Here is a 15,549-nt window from a genome sequence, read left to right on the forward strand (position 1 = left end):
CGGCACGGCCCGGGGCGCGGCAGGGCGCGGCACCCCGCAGGGCACGGGCACACCGATCACCTACCCGTCACGGCGCTTCAGCGGCCGGAACAGCCCCTCCTGCACCACGGACACCACCAGCTGCCCGTTCCGGTCGAAGATCTGCCCGCGCGCCAGGCCGCGCGCGCCGTGCGCGATCGGGGACTCCTGCTGGTACAGCAGCCAGTCGTCCGTCCGGAACGGCTGGTGGAACCACATCGCGTGGTCGAGCGAGGCCATGTCGAAGTTCCGCTCGCCCCACAGGGGCTCGACCGGGGCGCGGACGGCGTCCAGCAGCGTCATGTCACTGGCGTAGGTGAGGGCGCAGACGTGGATCAGCGGGTCGTCCGGCAGCGGGCCGTTGGTGCGCAGCCAGACGCCGCTGCGCGCCTCGACACCCTCCAGTTCCGCCTCCGTCCAGCGCAACCGGTCCACGTAGCGGATGTCGAAGGGCTGGCGGCGGCTGATGAACGGGGGCAACTCGCCGAGCCGGGAGCCGACCTCGTCCAGGGCGCTGGGCAGTTCCTCGGGGCCGGCCACCGGCGGCATCGGGTACTGGTGCTCGATGCCGCCCTCCTCCGGTCTGTGGAAGTCGGCGGTGAGCGCGAAGATCGACCGGCCGCCCTGGATGCCGAGCACCCGGCGGGTGGTGAAGGAACGGCCGTCACGGATCCGGTCGACCTGGTAGACGATCGGCACCCCGGGCACCCCGGGGCGCAGGAAGTAGGCGTGCAACGAGTGGACCGGGCGCTCGTCGTCCACGGTGCGCCCCGCAGCGACCAGCGCCTGCCCAGCGACCTGGCCACCGAACGTCCGTTGCAGCGCCTCCTCGGGGCTGCGCCCCCGGAAGATGTTGAGTTCGATCTGCTCAAGGTCGAGCAGGTCGACGAGGTCGTCGACGGGGGTACCCATGCTCACGCTTCCTCTCCGGTCTCCGAACGAATTCTCCAGCTCACTCGAATCCCCTGGCGACCCGGCTCATTCCCGCGCAGCGGGTCGAAGACCCCGGTTCACTCGAACGAGTAACCGAAACCGTCGACGGGGGCCCACGGCTACGCCGCCAGCCCCGACTGCCGGACCGTGATGTTGAGCCGCCCGACCAGCCCCAGCGCCCGATCGGCAGTCCCCGGCAGGGTCCGCACCACCCCGTGGTACGCGAACCGGGCCGGACCGCCGAAGACCAGCAGGTCGCCGCTGCGCAGCTCCAGGTCCGTCCACGGCCGGGTCCTGGTCTCGGTGTTCCCGAGCCGGAACACGCAGGCGTCGCCGAGCGAGAGCGAGACCACCGGCGCGTCCGTGCGCTCGTCGCGGTCCTGGTGGAGACCCATCTTCGCGCCGTGCGCGTAGTGGTTGACGATCGCGATGTCCGGTTCGTACGACGCGGCGCCCGCGATCTCCCCCAGCGCGGGCCCGTACGCCTCGGCGACCGCTCTGCGCGCCAGTTCCCCGAGCAGCGGCGGGAACGGCTTGACCGGCGCGCCGTCCTCGGCGACCCGCCGGTAGCCGTACGGGTACCAGTGCAGGCCCAGGCTCACCATTCGTACGGACATCATCCCGCCGGTGGGCATCCGCACGCTGTGCAGGCCGGCCGGCGGGCGGGCCCAGTCCCGGCAGGCGGTGACCAGACGGCGCTGGGCGTCGAGGTCGAGCCAACCGGGGAGCAGCACGGCGCCGGGGGCCGGCTCGGAGCGCCCGCGCTCGCCCGAGGCCCCGACCGATCCCCCGCCCGGGTCACCGCCCTGGCCACCGAACAGATCGTCCTGGATCACCAGGCCATCCTCCCGCACCGAGCCCGCCCGGACCCAGACCGAGGTCGGCCCGAGATCAGCCCAGCCCCGGTCCGGCCCCGCCCGCAACGACGCCGACGGCCGCTCCCCCGCCCTGCGGAAGGATCCGCGCGGCGGGAGAGCGGCCGTGGAAGGAGCCGAGCAGGTCACTGCCCGATCGGGCGGCAGCGGCGCACCGGAGCCCGGGCAGCCGGTGTCAGCCGCGCACGGAGCCCCGGAGCTCGTGGCTCAAGGCGCTCAAGGGCGACCGGGTGACTCAGGGGCCCGACCACCCGAGGGCTTGGCCACCCGGGGGAACCTCAGATGCTGAGGGTCTGGCCCGGGAAGATCAGGTCCGGGTTGCCGCCGATGACCTTGGCGTTGTTCTTGTACAGGTCGTGCCAGTCCAGGCCCTGCGCGGTCGCGATGGAGCTCAGGGTGTCACCGGCCTTGACGGTGTAGCCGCCCTTGGCGGCCGGCTTGGCGTTGTTCGAGCCCTTCCAGGACTTGGCGCCGGCCTTCGGCGCGGCCTTGCGGACGTCGGCCTTCGGCGCGGCGGCCTTCGGGGCGGCGTCGTTCTTCGGCGCGGCCTGGGCCTTGGGGGCGGCCTTCGGAGCCTCGGCCGGCTTGGCGGCGGCCTTCGGGGCCTGCGCCGGCTTGGCGGCGGTCGAGCCCGCCGAGGTGTCGACGGCGGCCGGGGCGCCGCCCTTGGTCAGACCCGCCTTGACGGAGCAGACCGGCCAGGCGCCCGGGCCCTGCGAGGCGAGGACCTTCTCGGCGACGGCGATCTGCTGCGCCTTGGTGGCCAGGTTGGCCTGCGGGGCGTAGGCGGTGCCACCGAACGCGGCCCAGGTGCTGGAGGTGAACTGGAGACCGCCGTAGAAACCGTTGCCGGTGTTGATGGCCCAGTTGCCGCCGCTCTCGCACTGGGCGACCTTGTCCCAGGTGGAGACGGAGGCGGCGGAGGCCGAGGTGGCCGTGACGAGGCCGGCCACCGGCAGGGCCGCGACAGCGGCGCCCGCCACGACGGCCATCCGAACGCGGTTGCGCTTGGTGGCGGCAGGGGTGGTGGCAGCGGCGATCTCGTTACGGAAAGTCATGGGGTTCCTCTCGACAGCCCCGGGCGGGCACGCGGAACCAGACCCTGGAAAGGGCCGCGTCTCGCTTGCCGCGTCCGTCGGGCGGCCGTGCACGTGTCGGACGTGCCGCTGCCGCCCCGGCCACCCAGCCGCTCGCCGACGACCTGTTCGAGCGATCGCTTCGGCGGGCACCTGCCGCGCCCGGCGGGCCGGGGGGCTGTGCGTCGGGGGTGAACCCGGGTGGCGCTCGTTGCGCCGCCCAAGAAGCTACGAGCCGGTCGACGGCTAGATCAAAACTCCGACGGTCTTCCCAGCTCAGCCGAAGGTTACCGGCGGTAACCTCCAAAGAATCACGCCCGGAATGTCCGCTTTAGCCGTCGATTCCTAGATCAAACACGCGCGCGGCGTGACTCACCTCACTCAGCCGTTCCGGCAGTCCGCACACCGACATCGACAGATTGCGACCACGACAGCACTCCTCGCGATCGGATCCGAAGCAATTCCCGTCAGCCTCGACGGGCACCCGTGACGCCTGACACAAGGGCCCGTTGGGCATGTCGACCTCCCCGTGTCCGCCCCCGAACCCCATCCACACCCATCCGAGGAGACCCTGTGCCGCGCATGCTCGACGTCAGCGACGAGGTCCGGTCCGAGATCGGCGACGACGAGGCCGACCGCCTACTGGGCGGCGACCGCGCCCCCGACAGTTACGAATGCACCTCCTGCCGGACCCCCGGCGACTCGCACCTGGAGCCCACCAGCACCGTGCTGTTCGTCGGCGAGGAGACCGCCGTCCTCGCCTTCGCGCACGCCCGCTGCATCCCCTCCCAGGTCGTCCCCGTCTCCGAGGAGCAGCTGGCCGGTGCCGTCCGCAGCATCAGCCAGTCGTCGCACACCGGCGCCCCGGACCTCGCCGTCCCCGCCGTCCCCGCCGTCGCGCAGCCCGCCCCGGCACCGTCCCCGGCCGCCCCCGCCGGACCGGACCCGACCCAGCAGAGCGCGCCGGGCCAGGCCGCCATCCTGGGCATCACCTGCGGACTGGTCCTGCACGGCAAGGTCGGGCACGCCTCGCTGGTGGTCGAGCCGACCGGTCCGGTCGGCCGCCCCGGCAGCACCTCGGGCGAGGACGAGTTCCTCGACCTGCTCCAGGACGCCGGCTTCCAGCCCGTCACCGACCTGGACGAGACGCCGGAGCAGTTGCCCGGCTGGTCGGTCCTGGTCGCCATGGGCAAGCTGCACGCAGTCCTCCAGCCCGCCGCGGCCGGCGGCAGCACCGGCTGGTGGCAGGCGCACCAGCCGCTCCAGGTCACCGATGCCTGGCGGATGGCCGCGAGCCAGCTCTCCGAGGTGACCATGTACGCCGTGCCGGCCGGCATGGTCGGCCGCCAGCCCCGCGAGGACCTGCTGCGCCAGGCGCTGGAGCGGGCGGTCGCGCTGGGCCAGGTGGTCGCCGCCTCCCTCCCGCTCGCCGGGACCTGAGCCGCCTCGGTGCCCGCCCGCCGGAGGGCGGCCTCCCGTCCAGGGGCCGCCCTCCGGTGGGCGGACGCACGCCGACAGCGCACCGGGCTCGCCCGCGCCCCCGGCCGTGGTGCGCCGACGGCTCACCCGCGCCCGACCCTTGCCACAGCGCACCGCCCCCGGCCCCGTGGCCCGGCCGCCCGGCACACCGGCCCCGGCGCACCGTCTCCGGCCCGGGCGCACTGCGGGCACCGGACTCCCGCGCGCCCGCACCGCGCCCGGCGCGCCCGCCCCGCCTCGCTCCGGCGCGTCGGCCCGCCCGCACCCCCACGCCCCGCATCCCCCGCCCCTCTCGCTCGTTGGCCCCTACGTGTACAGCTACGACGTCTCCGCGTCCCCCGGCCGGTCCGCGACCGCCTCCCGCTCGATCCCGGGCATGCGCCCGTCGTACGACGCCGAGCACCCGCACTCCGCGACGCCGATCTACGACGAGCTGTACTCCGAGTACCGGCGCCTCTTCCGCGCCCTGCCCGGCGACCGGTCCGGCGAGGAGGACCTGAAGTTCACCGGCTTCGCGGTCCGCGACGGCTACCCGCCGCTCGGTGAACAGCGCCCGTACCCGCCGGCCCAGCAGCAGGCGTTCCACACCCTTCCGGGCCAGACTCCGGGGCTCCCCCAGTTCATGCCGAGCCACCAGCACCACGGCCCCGGTCCCTCGGGGGGCCGACAGCACGGCCAGGCCGGCACCCACGCCACCGGTCACACCGGCGCCCACCCGACCACCCACGCCGGCGCCCCCGCGGCCGGTCACCCCACCACCCCCACCGGCCGGCACACCACCGGCCATCACCACGGCCACCCCGCCGGCCACCCGGAGCCCGGCGTCCCCGGGGCCGCCCCCATCCCCACCGGCGACAGCCTCGGCCACCCGGCCCCCACGGCCCCCGCCCCGGACCAAGGCGCCAACCCCGCCGCCCAGTTCACCAACGGTCAGGGCTGGGTCGCGGCCGGCTATCTGGGCGCGCCCCCGATGCCGGTGCCCGCACCCGTGCCGCCGGCGCCGCCCGCGCCCACCCCGGTGATGGGCACGGTCACCGGAGGCCTGACCACCACTCCGTCCACCCGCGGCCGCCACCGCCAGATGCTCTCCCTTCCCCCCGGCCCCACCGGCGACCACCACTGACGCCCTCGGCCCGGCGGCCGGAAACGCCGGAGGGCCCCGCCACCACCGTGGCGAGGCCCTCCGGCCGTCGGTCGGGTGACCGACCGCCCCCGACTGCTCCTACTTCTTCTTGCGCTTCTCCCGGACCCGCACCGAGATCGAGATCGGCGTCCCCACGAAGCCGAACTCCTCACGCAGCCGGCGCTCGATGAAGCGCCGGTAGCCGGCCTCCAGGAAGCCGGAGGCGAACAGCACGAAGCGCGGCGGCCGGATGCCCGCCTGGGTGCCGAACAGGATGCGCGGCTGCTTGCCGCCCCGGATCGGGTGCGGGTGGGCGGCGACCAGCTCGCCGAGGAAGGCGTTCAGGCGAGCGGTGGGGATGCGGGTCTCCCAGCCCTCCAGCGCGGTCTCGATCGCCGGGACGAGCTTCTCCATGTGCCGGCCGGTCTTGGCCGAGACGTTGACGCGCGGGGCCCACTGCACCTGGACGAGGTCGCGCTCGATCTCGCGCTCCAGGTAGTAGCGGCGCTCCTCGTCCAGCTGGTCCCACTTGTTGTAGGCGACGACGACGGCGCGCCCGGCCTCGACGGCCATCGAGATGATCCGGGTGTCCTGCTCGGCGAGGGTCTCGCTGGCGTCGATCAGGACGACCGCGACCTCGGCCTTCTCCAGCGCGGCGGCGGTGCGCAGCGAGGCGTAGAAGTCGGCGCCGGCGGTCAGGTGGACCCGGCGGCGGATACCGGCGGTGTCCACGAACTTCCAGGTCTTGCCGCCGAGGTCGATCATCTCGTCGACCGGGTCGCGGGTGGTGCCGGCCAGCTCGTTGACGACGACGCGCTCCTCGCCGGCGACCTTGTTCAGCAGGCTGGACTTGCCGACGTTGGGCCGGCCGATCAGCGCGATGCGGCGCGGGCCGCCGGGGGCGGCGTCGCCGAAGGTCTGCGGCGGGGCCTCGGGCAGGGCGGCCATGACGGCGTCCAGCAGGTCGCCCGAGCCGCGGCCGTGCAGCGCGGAGACCGGGTAGGGCTCGCCGAGGCCCAGCGACCACAGGTAGGCGGCCTCGGCCTCGGTGGACGGGCCGTCGACCTTGTTGGCGCACAGGACGGTCGGCTTGCCGGCCCGGCGGATGAGCTTGATCAGGGCCTCGTCGGTGTCGGTGGCCCCGACGGTGGCGTCCACCACGAACAGCACCGCGTCGGCCTGCTCGATGCCCAGCTCGGCCTGGGCGGCCACCATGGCGTCGATGCCGAGGACGTCGATCTCCCAGCCGCCGGTGTCGACCACCTTGAAGCGGCGGCCGTTCCAGCTGGCCTCGTAGGTGACCCGGTCACGGGTGACGCCGGGCTTGTCCTCGACGACGGCCTCGCGACGGCCGATGATGCGGTTCACCAGGGTCGACTTGCCGACGTTGGGGCGGCCGACCACGGCCAGCACCGGCAGGCGGACGTGCTCGGCGCCGTCCGCGGCGTCGAAGGCGTCGAGGTCGAAGCCCTCCTCGGCCGCGAGGGCCATGAATTCGGCGTAGTCGGCGGCGTCCAGTCCACCGTGGTCGGTGGCGGAGTGCTCTGCGGTCATGTTCGTCTGTTCCGTTTCCCGGCCCGGCCCTTCCCAGGGGCGTGCCGTGCGTACCTGCCCCGCTCGGGGCAGCGCGTTGGCTGTCTCCGCGGCACCTCGAAGGCCCGCGGGTCACTCGATGGTCGGCCCACCAGCTCGGTGGGCCCGGCACCGGTCCGACCCGTGACGGGTCAGACCGAGGACAGCCCGGCCCGCTCCTCCACCAGCCCGGCGATCCGGTCGATCACCTGTTCCAGGGTGAGCTCGCTGGTGTCCACCAGGACGGCGTCCGCGGCCTGGGTCAGCGGGGCCGTCTCCCGGGAGGAGTCGGCGGCGTCACGGCGGGCGAGGTCGGCGGCCATCGCGGTGATGGTCGCCTCGTCGACGCCCTTGGCGCGCAGCTCGGCCGCCCGGCGCGCGGCGCGGGCCTCCTCGGACGCCGTCAGGAAGACCTTGACGGTGGCACCCGGGAACACCACGGTCCCCATGTCCCGGCCCTCGGCGACGATGCCGCGCTCGGCCACCCCGGCGCAGCCGCGCTGGAGCTCCACCAACCGGGACCGTACGGCCGGCACCGCGGCGACGGCGCTGACCTGGGCGGTCACCTCGGGGCCCCGGATCGGGCCGGACACGTCCTGGCCGTCCACCGTGATGGTGGGACCGTCGGCGTCGGTACCGGAGACGATCACCGGCTTGCCGCACGCGACGGCCACCGCCTCCGGGTCGTCCACGTCGACCTCGTTGGCCAGCATCCACCAGGTCATCGCCCGGTACATGGCGCCGGTGTCCAGGAAGCTCAGGCCCAGCCGGGCGGCGACCGCCCGGGAGACGGTCGACTTGCCGGAGCCGGAGGGTCCGTCGATGGCGACGACGACCGGGGCGTGCGCTCGGTCGGCAGTGTCCACGGGGGCGAACCTCTCTCTGAGCATGGGAGCCGGAGCCTGGGCGGGCGGACGGCAGGGGATTGTCTTCCTCAAGGTTAATGGACCGCCGCCGTGACACACTCCGCCACCCGTCCGGCCCAACCGGCGGGGCCACGAGTCGGCCGTCCGGTCGACGGCGGCGGGTCGCTGCCGGCGGGTCGATACCGAGTGGTCGACAGCGACCGTGCGGCCGGGCCTCGCGCCCTGGCATCGGTCCCGCGCCGTCAGCCGCGGGTGTCAGTCCCGCGCCCTTGGCCCCATGCCCCCAGCCCCGGGCATCAGTCCCGCGCCGTCAGTTCCACGCCGTCAGTCCCGGACGTTCCAGCCGCTCGCCCGCAGCGCCTTGGTCAGCCGCTTCACCGCCGTCGGCGCCACCGACAGCTGGACGAAGCCGACCTGCTGCCCGGTCGAGTGCTCGATGACGACATCCTCGATGTTGACCCCGGCGTCACCGACCTCGCCGAACAGCCGGCCCAGCTCGCCCGGCTGGTCGCCCAGCACGACCGCCACGGTCTCGTAGCGGGTGGGCGGCGCGCCGTGCTTGCCGGGGATGCGGGCCTGGCCGGTGTTGCCGCGCCGCATGACCGCCTCGATCCCGGCCGCGCCCGCCCGCCGCTCGCCCTCGTCGACGGCGTCCAGGGCGCGCAGCGCGGTGACGGTCTCGCCGAGGTCGCGGGCGACCGCCTCCAGGACGTCGGCGACCGCTCCGGCGTTGGCGGAGAGGATGTCGACCCACATGCCGGGGTTGGAGGCGGCGATCCTGGTGACGTCGCGCACGCCCTGGCCCGAGAGCCTTATGGCGGTCTCGTCGGCGTTCTCCAGCCGGGCCGCGACCAGCGAGGACACCAGCTGCGGGGCGTGCGAGACCAGTGCCACGGCGCGGTCGTGCTGGGCGGCGTCCATCACGATCGGCACCGCCCCGCAGAGCGCGACCAGCTCCAGCGCGACGTTGAGCGTCTCGGTGTCGGTGTCGGCGGTCGGCGTGAGCACCCAGGGCCGCCCCTCGAAGAGGTCGGCGCGGGCGGCCAGCGGGCCTGAGCGCTCCCGCCCGGCCATCGGGTGACTACCGATGTAGTGGACGGTGTCGCAGCCGAGCGCGGCGATCTCACTGCCCGGGCCGGCCTTCACGCTGGCGACGTCGGTGTACCAGTGCGCCAGGTTGCGCCGCTGGCAGTCCGCGAGCACCTTGCCGACCAGCGCGGGCGGAACGGCGATGATCGCCAGGTCCGCCTGGCCGTCGACCGGGTCGGTGGTGCCCGCCCCGAGCGACTCGGCGGTGCGGGCGGCGTCCGGGTCGGCGTCCTCCAGGTGGACGGTCAGCCCGCGAGCGGTCAGCGCGAGCGCGGCGGAGGTGCCGATCAGTCCGGTGCCGACGACGACGGCAGTGCGCATGGCGGGTCGCTCTCCTCGATCACGTTTTCGACAGGTGCCAGGACCGTCCGGGAGCACCCGCGCCCCATCCTCCCTCATCCGCCCTGCCGAGTTCCCCACCCCCGCCCGGTGACCGGGACGAGGACCGCGGCGGCTGCCACCCCCGGCAACCGCGACGGACCCGCCGCCGTCCCACAGGGTGCACACGCCGCACCCGGAAATCCGGCGACGCCCGCCCCGAAGCCGGGCAGACTGGCCGCCCGGGAGCGGGGAAGGCGCGGGCAGAGGCGGCACGGCGGCGAACACAGCGGGCGAGCGCGGTGAGCAGGCGCACGGAGAGCCGGAGAACCGACCCGCCGAAGGCCCGCACAGCACGACCGGCACGACCCGCACGACCCGCATGATCCACACGACACGACGACCGGCGCGGCACGACGAACGCCACACGGCGGCGACACACGAACGAAGGGGTTGCGCATGGACGACCAGCACAGCAGCCGGAGCGGGCAGTCGAAACCGCCCGCCGTACCGGCCCACCCGTCGGTCCTGGACTCCGTCGTGGTGTACGCCGAGGGCGCGGTGTGCCGCCGGCGCGCCACCGTCCCCGTCCCGCCCGGCGGACGGCTGCGGCTGACCGGCCTGCCCGCCGCGGTGGACGGCCGCTCGCTGCGCGCCCGGGTGCTCGCCGGACCGGCCGGCACCACGGTCACCGAGGCCCGCCTGGAACTGCTCGCCGAACTCCGCGAACCGGACCGGCTCCCGGAGCTGAGGAGGGCACTCGACGAGGCCACCGAGCGCCGTAGCTCCCTCGCCGAGCGCCGTCGGCTGGTCCTGGCCGCGATCGCCGAGACCTCCGCGCTGCGCGCCGTCCCGCCGCAGCGCCGCCGTGACGAGCCGCTGCGCCGCACGCCCGCGGACGCCTGGCTGGAACTCGCCGACTTCGTCGACCAGCGGCTGACCCGGCTCCAGGAGCGCGCCGAGGAGCTCACCCAGGAGCTCGAAGTGGCCGACCACGAGCTCGACCTCGCCGCCGACCGGCTGCGCAGGGCCTCCACCGCCGACCTGGCCGAGCCTGCTGGGACCACCACCACCGCCCTGCTCACCCTCAGCACCGGAGGGACCGCCCGGGACACCACCGACCGCGCCACCCAGGACACCGTCGAGCTGGAACTGGAGTACGGCGTCCCGGCCGCCCGCTGGGTACCCGCCTACCGCCTGTCCTACCGGACCGGCTCCGACACCGCCCACCTGGTCCTGCGCGCCGCCGTCGCCCAACGGACCGGGGAGGACTGGACGGGCGTGCGCCTCGCCCTGTCCACCGCCGACCTCGACCGCCGCACCGACCTGCCCCGGCTCTCCTCGCTGCGGATCGGCCGCAGCCAGCCCGCCCCGCCGCCCTCGGGCTGGCGCGAGCCCCCGGCCGGCCTGACCGACCTCTTCACCGGCTACGACGCGGCCGCCGCCGACCGTCCCGCACCGCGCCGCGCGACCCCGCCGCCGATGGCGGTCTCCTCCAGGGCCGCCCGCCCTGGCGCACCGGGCCCGGCCGGACCCCGCGCCGAGCTCTTCACGGCCTCCGAGGAGCCCGCGGCGTACGGCGGCGGCCTGCTGAGCGTCGACGAGCCGATGCCCCCGTCCCCGGGCGCCCCGCCCGCCCCGCCTGCCCCGGGCGCTCCCGGCGCTCCGTCCGGGTTCGCCGGCTACGGCGCGCCCGCGCCGGTCCCGCTACCGGCACCCGCCGCCGCAGCCGTCGCACCGATGCCGAAGGCCCCCGGCGGACGCCCGGCGGCGGAAGCCCGCCGACGCAGCGCCCAGGCAGTGCCGCCCCCGCCGTCCGGGTTCGTACCGGACGCCACCCTGCTGGACTACCCCGACCTCGTCCTGGCCGGCCCCGAGGAGCCCGCCGCCCGGCGCGGCACCCTGCACCCCCTCCCCGAGCGGGTCGAGCGCGAGGCCCGGTCCCGGGCGCTGCCCGGCGGCGACGGTGTGGCGGAGGTGGGCAGCCTCGCCCTGCCCCGCCACGCCGTCCCGCCCCGCGAGTCGGCAGGCTCCTTCGACCACCGCTTCGACGCCGCCGCCCCCGCCGACATCCCGTCCGACGGCACCTGGCACACCGTCACCGTCGGCGAGGTCCCGCTCGCCGTCCGCCCCGAGTACGTCACCGTCCCGGCCGTCGAGGAGAACGTGTACGCGACCCTGGTGCTCGCGAACCGCAGCGACCAGGCCGTCCTGGCCGGCCCGGTCGAGGTCACCGTGGACGACGAGTTCCTGCTCACGGCCGCCCTGCCCACCCTGGCCCCCGGTGGCACCCGGCGGCTGGGCGTCGGCGTCGCCGAGAGCGTCGAGGTGGCGCGCCGCACCGAGCTGCACGAGTCGACCACCGGCATGCTGAAGGGCAACAGCACCGTCCTCGACCACCGGGTGCACGTCCAGCTGGCGAACCGGCTCGGACGCGCCGTCACGGTGGAGGTCCGCGAGCGGGTGCCGGTCACCTCCGACGCCGAGATCCGGATCGAGGAGCGCGCCGACTGGCACGCCCCGACCGACTCCACCCCGGACTGCCCGCCCAGCACCCGGCTCTGGCGGGTCGACCTGCCGCCGGGCGGCCGCGTCGAGCTGGACGGCGGCTACCTGATCAAGATCCCGGCCGGAAAGGCCATCGTCGGCGGAAACCGGAGGAACTGAGCGATGACCGTCGAGCCCCTTCCCCTCCCCGTCACCGCCGTGACCTGCCTGGAGGACCGCAGCCAGGTCGAGCGCACCACGACGGTCGAGCTCGCCGCGGGCGTACAGCGGCTGCGCCTCGGCCCGCTCACCGCCCTCGCCGTCGACCGCACCCTGCGCGCCGAGTCCGCCACCAGCGGCGTCCGCGTCCTGGACGCCCGGCTGGTGCGCGTCTGGACCCCGCGCGCCCCGCTGCCGCCCGGCACGGAGGACTCCGAACTGCGCCACCGACTGCACCGGCTGGATGCCGAGAGCCGCCTCGCCGACCAGACCCGGGCCCGCCTGGAGGCCCGGCTCGCGCTGCTCGCCCAGCTCTCCGCCGACCTGCTGCGCGAGATCGGCGAGGGCGCCGGCCTCGGCGAACTCGAACCCAACCGCTGGGCCCGCGAGCTCGGCCGGGTGGACGCCGAGCGCGAGCGCTACGGCGAGGAACTGCGCGCCACCCACTCCCGGCTGCGCCGTCTGGAGGAAGAGCGCTCCCAGGCCCTGACCGCCCTCGACGAGGCCGAGGAGGAGCCGGCCGAGTTGACCGCCCACCTGGAGCTCACCGTCGAGGCGGCGCGGTCCGGCCCCGCCGAGCTGACCGTCTCGCACCTGGTGCCCTGCGCGCTGTGGCGGCCCTCCTACCGGGCGACCCTGGAGGGCGCCGAGCTGCGTCTGGAGTCGGAGGCGGTGGTGTGGCAGCGGACCGGCGAGGACTGGACGAACGTCCGGCTCACCTTCTCCACCGCCCGCTCCGCCCTCGCCACCGACCCGCCCTCGGTCGCCGAGGACCTCCTGGTGCTGCGCGAGCGCAGCGACGAGGAGCGCCGCACGGTCGAGGTCGAGCTGCGCGAGGAGGCGGTCGCCACTCTCGGTCCGGCCTCCGGGGTGCCGGGCGTGGACGACGGCGGCGAGGTCCGGGTGCTGCCCGCCCCCGCTCCGGCGACCGTGCCCTGCGACGGCCGCGCGCACCGGGTGCCGCTCGGCGCCTTCACCGGTCCTGCGAGCAGCGAGTACGCCTGCGCGCCGGAGCTGTCCCCGCTGGTCACCCAGGTGGTCCGGTTCCGCAACACGGCCGGGCATCCGCTGCTGTCCGGTCCGGTCGAGCTGGTCCGCGGCAGCGGCTTCTCCGGCCGTGGCGAGCTGCGCTTCACCGCCGCCGGCGCCGACGCCGAGCTGTCCTTCGGCAGCTCGGACGGCTACCGGGTGGTCCGGGAGACGGAGGAACGCCAGGCCACCGCCGCGCTCACCGGCCGCCAGACCACCAGCCGGACGGTCCGGCTGCACCTGTCCCGCTTCTCCGGCCCGGAGGAGCACGACGAGCGGATCGTGACGGTGCGCGAGCGGGTGCCGGTCTCCGAGGTGTCCGCGGTCGAGGTGCGGCTGCGCAAGGAGGAGTGCTCACCGGCACCGGACGCCTTCGACGCCGAGGGCATCGTGCGCTGGGAGGTCCCGCTCTCGCCGGGCGCCCGGCGCACCCTCACCCTCGTCTACGAGGTGTCCGCCTCCGCCAAGGTGGCCGGGCTCTGACCACCACCGCGGACCGTCCCGTACGGTACGGCGGCGGACACCGCCGTACCGGTGACGACCGCTCAGGAACAAACCGGAGACAACAGGTAGAAAAGGAAGCATGATCCTCCACCTCGCACCCCTGGACGACTGGCTGGCCGACCCCGGCCGCCCGTACGCCACCGCGTCACTGCTGACCGACGGGTTCATCCACTGCTCGGCGGACGAGCAGACGGCGCTCGCGGTGGCCAACGCCTTCTTCGCCGAGACCCCCGAACCGCTGATGGTGCTGCTGATCGAGGAGTCACTGGTGGAACCGATGGTCAAGTGGGAGGCCCCGCACGGCGCCCCACCGCCCGGGGCCACCCCCGGCGTGCTGTTCCCGCACATCTACGGGCGGCTGAACCGCACCGCCGTGGTCGGCCTGGAGAAGGTCGAGCGCGGCCCGGACGGCCGCTGGGCCTCCCTCAGCCCCTGGAGCTGACGGGGCGCGGGGAGGGGAAAGTTATGACAATTCCCGGGATTCACGCGGTTCCGGGGGTCCGGGATTCCCGTGCTTCCCGCTATCGCGCCCCGGCTCCGGCAATCCCTGCTGTTCTCGCCGAGCACGGGAATTGTCACAACATTGCGGACGGCCATGGCCTTCGGGGGGCCACACAGCCGTGTGCAGTCATAACAATTCCCGCGCCCGCGAGCGCCCGCCCCCGGCGTCACCGTGTGCAGTCATAACAGTCCCGACGCGCGCACGCACCGGAGCGCCACAGCACCCAACGCAGTCATAACAATCCCCGCGCCAACGAGCACCCGCCCCGACGACATCGCGCGCAGTCATAACAATCCCGACGCCCGCACACCCCAGAACGCCACACCACCAAACGCAGTCATAACAATCCCTACAGCCACCCCCGCTCCCTGGCCGCCATCCCCGCCTGGAAGCGGGTGGTGGCGCCCAGCGAGCGCATCAGGCTCTGGAGCCGGCGCTGGGTGGTCCGGGCGCTCCAGCCGAGTGAACGGGCGATCGACTCGTCGGTGAGCCCGGCCGCCAGCAGGCCCAGCAGCTTGCGGTGGTCGGCCTCCGGCTCCGGCGAGGCGTCCCCCGTGCCGATCGCCGCCTGCAACCGGACAGCCCGCTCCCACTCCGCCTCGAACAACGTGTCCAGCGCCTGGAGCAGCGCCGAGGGGTGGATCACGTACGCGGCGTCCAGCACGCTGTCGCCGACGCTGATCGGGATGATCGCCATCCGGTCGTCCGAGATGATCATCTTCATCGGCAGCGTCGGCCGGACCCGCGCCTCCTCGCCGTCCGCGACTCCGACCAGGATGTTCTTCTCCAGCCGCCCCGGCCAGGCCACCGCCTCCCGGTCGTAGATCGTCCGGAACTTCACGCCCTCCCGCAGCCGCCGCCGTTGCAGGGACATCGGCGCCACCGGGTCCTGGATGTACGGCGGCCGGTCGAAGCCGCGCACCTGGTACTGGCTGGTCCCGGTGATGTGCTCCAGCCGCTGGGCGATCGCCTCGCCGCCGGTGAGCACCTCCACCGAGTGCGCAGGGTCGGTGTACCGCGAGGCCTCCCGGAAGGCGTCCATCAGCCGGTGCATCTCGGCCCGCGCGTAGCGCAGCTCGGACTCCCGGTGCCCGATCAGGGTGCCGATGGCGACGTCCGGGGGGACGGGCAGGTAGCGGTGCCGGTCCACCGGCGCCCGGGTGGCCATGCCCTGCTGCGTCAACCGGTCCAGGGCGCGCACACTCTGCTGGAACGTCAGCCCGCAGCTCTCCGCCAGTTCCTCCGCCGTGGACTGCGGGTTGGCCACCAGCGCCGCGTAGACCTGCCCGTCCGGCTCCGCCAGTCCCAGTGCGCCGAGGGCCTGTCCGCCGGCCCGCCCCAGTGCTGCATCGGACACGACGCCCTCTCCCCCGCTAGCCCGTTCCCGCTGTCGGCCCGGGCCCCGTCGGCCCGGTTCCACCCAACCGTTCCACCCAACCGGTACGCCCGTTCTGGCACG

General features: G+C 74.6%; 12 protein-coding genes. 5 read left to right on the forward strand and 7 right to left on the reverse strand.

Annotated elements, in window-relative coordinates:
- Nucleotides 1-60: 60 nt before the first annotated feature.
- The 3 genes from ACZ55U_RS31365 to ACZ55U_RS31375 all read right to left on the reverse strand — a co-directional run bounded on the left by ACZ55U_RS31365 (nucleotide 61) and on the right by ACZ55U_RS31375 (nucleotide 2,884).
- On the reverse strand, nucleotides 61-930 hold the full coding sequence (locus ACZ55U_RS31365; RefSeq protein ID WP_465531522.1) for an acyl-CoA thioesterase: 870 nt from the start codon (nucleotides 928-930) through the stop codon (nucleotides 61-63).
- Between the two features lie 140 nt (nucleotides 931-1,070).
- Nucleotides 1,071-1,685, reverse strand: coding sequence for an alpha-ketoglutarate-dependent dioxygenase AlkB family protein (locus ACZ55U_RS31370; protein ID WP_465531562.1), 615 nt, complete (start codon nucleotides 1,683-1,685; stop codon nucleotides 1,071-1,073).
- 419 nt (nucleotides 1,686-2,104) lie between these two features.
- Nucleotides 2,105-2,884 (reverse strand): transglycosylase family protein, encoded by a 780-nt coding sequence (locus ACZ55U_RS31375; protein WP_465531524.1) that lies wholly within the window; start codon nucleotides 2,882-2,884, stop codon nucleotides 2,105-2,107.
- A 600-nt stretch (nucleotides 2,885-3,484) separates the two neighbouring features.
- Between ACZ55U_RS31375 and ACZ55U_RS31380 the strand changes: the two genes are divergently transcribed.
- Together ACZ55U_RS31380 and ACZ55U_RS31385 are read left to right on the forward strand one after the other, a co-directional pair.
- Nucleotides 3,485-4,342: a hypothetical protein gene (locus ACZ55U_RS31380; protein ID WP_465531526.1), complete on the forward strand. Its 858-nt coding sequence runs from the start codon at nucleotides 3,485-3,487 to the stop codon at nucleotides 4,340-4,342.
- 349 nt (nucleotides 4,343-4,691) lie between these two features.
- Nucleotides 4,692-5,504 carry a hypothetical protein gene (locus tag ACZ55U_RS31385; RefSeq protein ID WP_465531528.1) on the forward strand — a complete coding sequence of 271 codons (813 nt, stop codon included), beginning with the start codon at nucleotides 4,692-4,694 and terminating at the stop codon, nucleotides 5,502-5,504.
- Between the two features lie 99 nt (nucleotides 5,505-5,603).
- Here ACZ55U_RS31385 and der read toward each other — a convergent pair whose 3' ends face one another.
- The 3 genes from der to ACZ55U_RS31400 form a co-directional block, all read right to left on the reverse strand.
- Nucleotides 5,604-7,058 (reverse strand): ribosome biogenesis GTPase Der, encoded by a 1,455-nt coding sequence (gene der / locus ACZ55U_RS31390; RefSeq protein ID WP_465531530.1) that lies wholly within the window; start codon nucleotides 7,056-7,058, stop codon nucleotides 5,604-5,606.
- A 170-nt stretch (nucleotides 7,059-7,228) separates the two neighbouring features.
- On the reverse strand, nucleotides 7,229-7,966 hold the full coding sequence (gene cmk / locus ACZ55U_RS31395; RefSeq protein WP_465531532.1) for a (d)CMP kinase: 738 nt from the start codon (nucleotides 7,964-7,966) through the stop codon (nucleotides 7,229-7,231).
- 300 nt (nucleotides 7,967-8,266) lie between these two features.
- A complete protein-coding gene (locus tag ACZ55U_RS31400) occupies nucleotides 8,267-9,352 on the reverse strand; it encodes a prephenate dehydrogenase (RefSeq protein WP_465531534.1) in 1,086 nt (361 codons plus the stop codon).
- A 456-nt stretch (nucleotides 9,353-9,808) separates the two neighbouring features.
- Between ACZ55U_RS31400 and ACZ55U_RS31405 the strand changes: the two genes are divergently transcribed.
- From ACZ55U_RS31405 to ACZ55U_RS31415, 3 genes are all read left to right on the forward strand, one after another.
- Nucleotides 9,809-12,016, forward strand: a complete 2,208-nt coding sequence (locus tag ACZ55U_RS31405; RefSeq protein WP_465531536.1) for a DUF4139 domain-containing protein — start codon at nucleotides 9,809-9,811, stop codon at nucleotides 12,014-12,016.
- A 3-nt stretch (nucleotides 12,017-12,019) separates the two neighbouring features.
- Complete coding sequence (locus ACZ55U_RS31410; protein WP_465531538.1) at nucleotides 12,020-13,567, forward strand: mucoidy inhibitor MuiA family protein; 1,548 nt, start codon at nucleotides 12,020-12,022, stop codon at nucleotides 13,565-13,567.
- Nucleotides 13,568-13,667: 100 nt separating this feature from the next.
- Complete coding sequence (locus ACZ55U_RS31415) at nucleotides 13,668-14,030, forward strand: DUF952 domain-containing protein (RefSeq protein WP_465531540.1); 363 nt, start codon at nucleotides 13,668-13,670, stop codon at nucleotides 14,028-14,030.
- 409 nt (nucleotides 14,031-14,439) lie between these two features.
- On the opposite strand, the gene ACZ55U_RS31420 is transcribed toward ACZ55U_RS31415, so the two are convergent.
- On the reverse strand, nucleotides 14,440-15,447 hold the full coding sequence (locus ACZ55U_RS31420) for a helix-turn-helix domain-containing protein (protein WP_465531542.1): 1,008 nt from the start codon (nucleotides 15,445-15,447) through the stop codon (nucleotides 14,440-14,442).
- Nucleotides 15,448-15,549: the final 102 nt, after the last annotated feature.

Source organism: Kitasatospora sp. NPDC034533 (assembly GCF_055575155.1).

Bases quoted from the DNA above. Each gene is read 5' to 3' on its own strand.
- ACZ55U_RS31365 (WP_465531522.1), bottom strand. From the start codon at position 930: ATGGGTACCCCCGTCGACGACCTCGTCGACCTGCTCGACCTTGAGCAG.
- ACZ55U_RS31375 (WP_465531524.1), bottom strand. From the start codon at position 2,884: ATGACTTTCCGTAACGAGATCGCCGCTGCCACCACCCCTGCCGCCACC.
- ACZ55U_RS31380 (WP_465531526.1), top strand. From the start codon at position 3,485: ATGCTCGACGTCAGCGACGAGGTCCGGTCCGAGATCGGCGACGACGAG.
- der (WP_465531530.1), bottom strand. From the start codon at position 7,058: ATGACCGCAGAGCACTCCGCCACCGACCACGGTGGACTGGACGCCGCC.
- cmk (WP_465531532.1), bottom strand. From the start codon at position 7,966: ATGCTCAGAGAGAGGTTCGCCCCCGTGGACACTGCCGACCGAGCGCAC.
- ACZ55U_RS31400 (WP_465531534.1), bottom strand. From the start codon at position 9,352: ATGCGCACTGCCGTCGTCGTCGGCACCGGACTGATCGGCACCTCCGCC.
- ACZ55U_RS31405 (WP_465531536.1), top strand. From the start codon at position 9,809: ATGGACGACCAGCACAGCAGCCGGAGCGGGCAGTCGAAACCGCCCGCC.
- ACZ55U_RS31410 (WP_465531538.1), top strand. From the start codon at position 12,020: ATGACCGTCGAGCCCCTTCCCCTCCCCGTCACCGCCGTGACCTGCCTG.
- ACZ55U_RS31415 (WP_465531540.1), top strand. From the start codon at position 13,668: ATGATCCTCCACCTCGCACCCCTGGACGACTGGCTGGCCGACCCCGGC.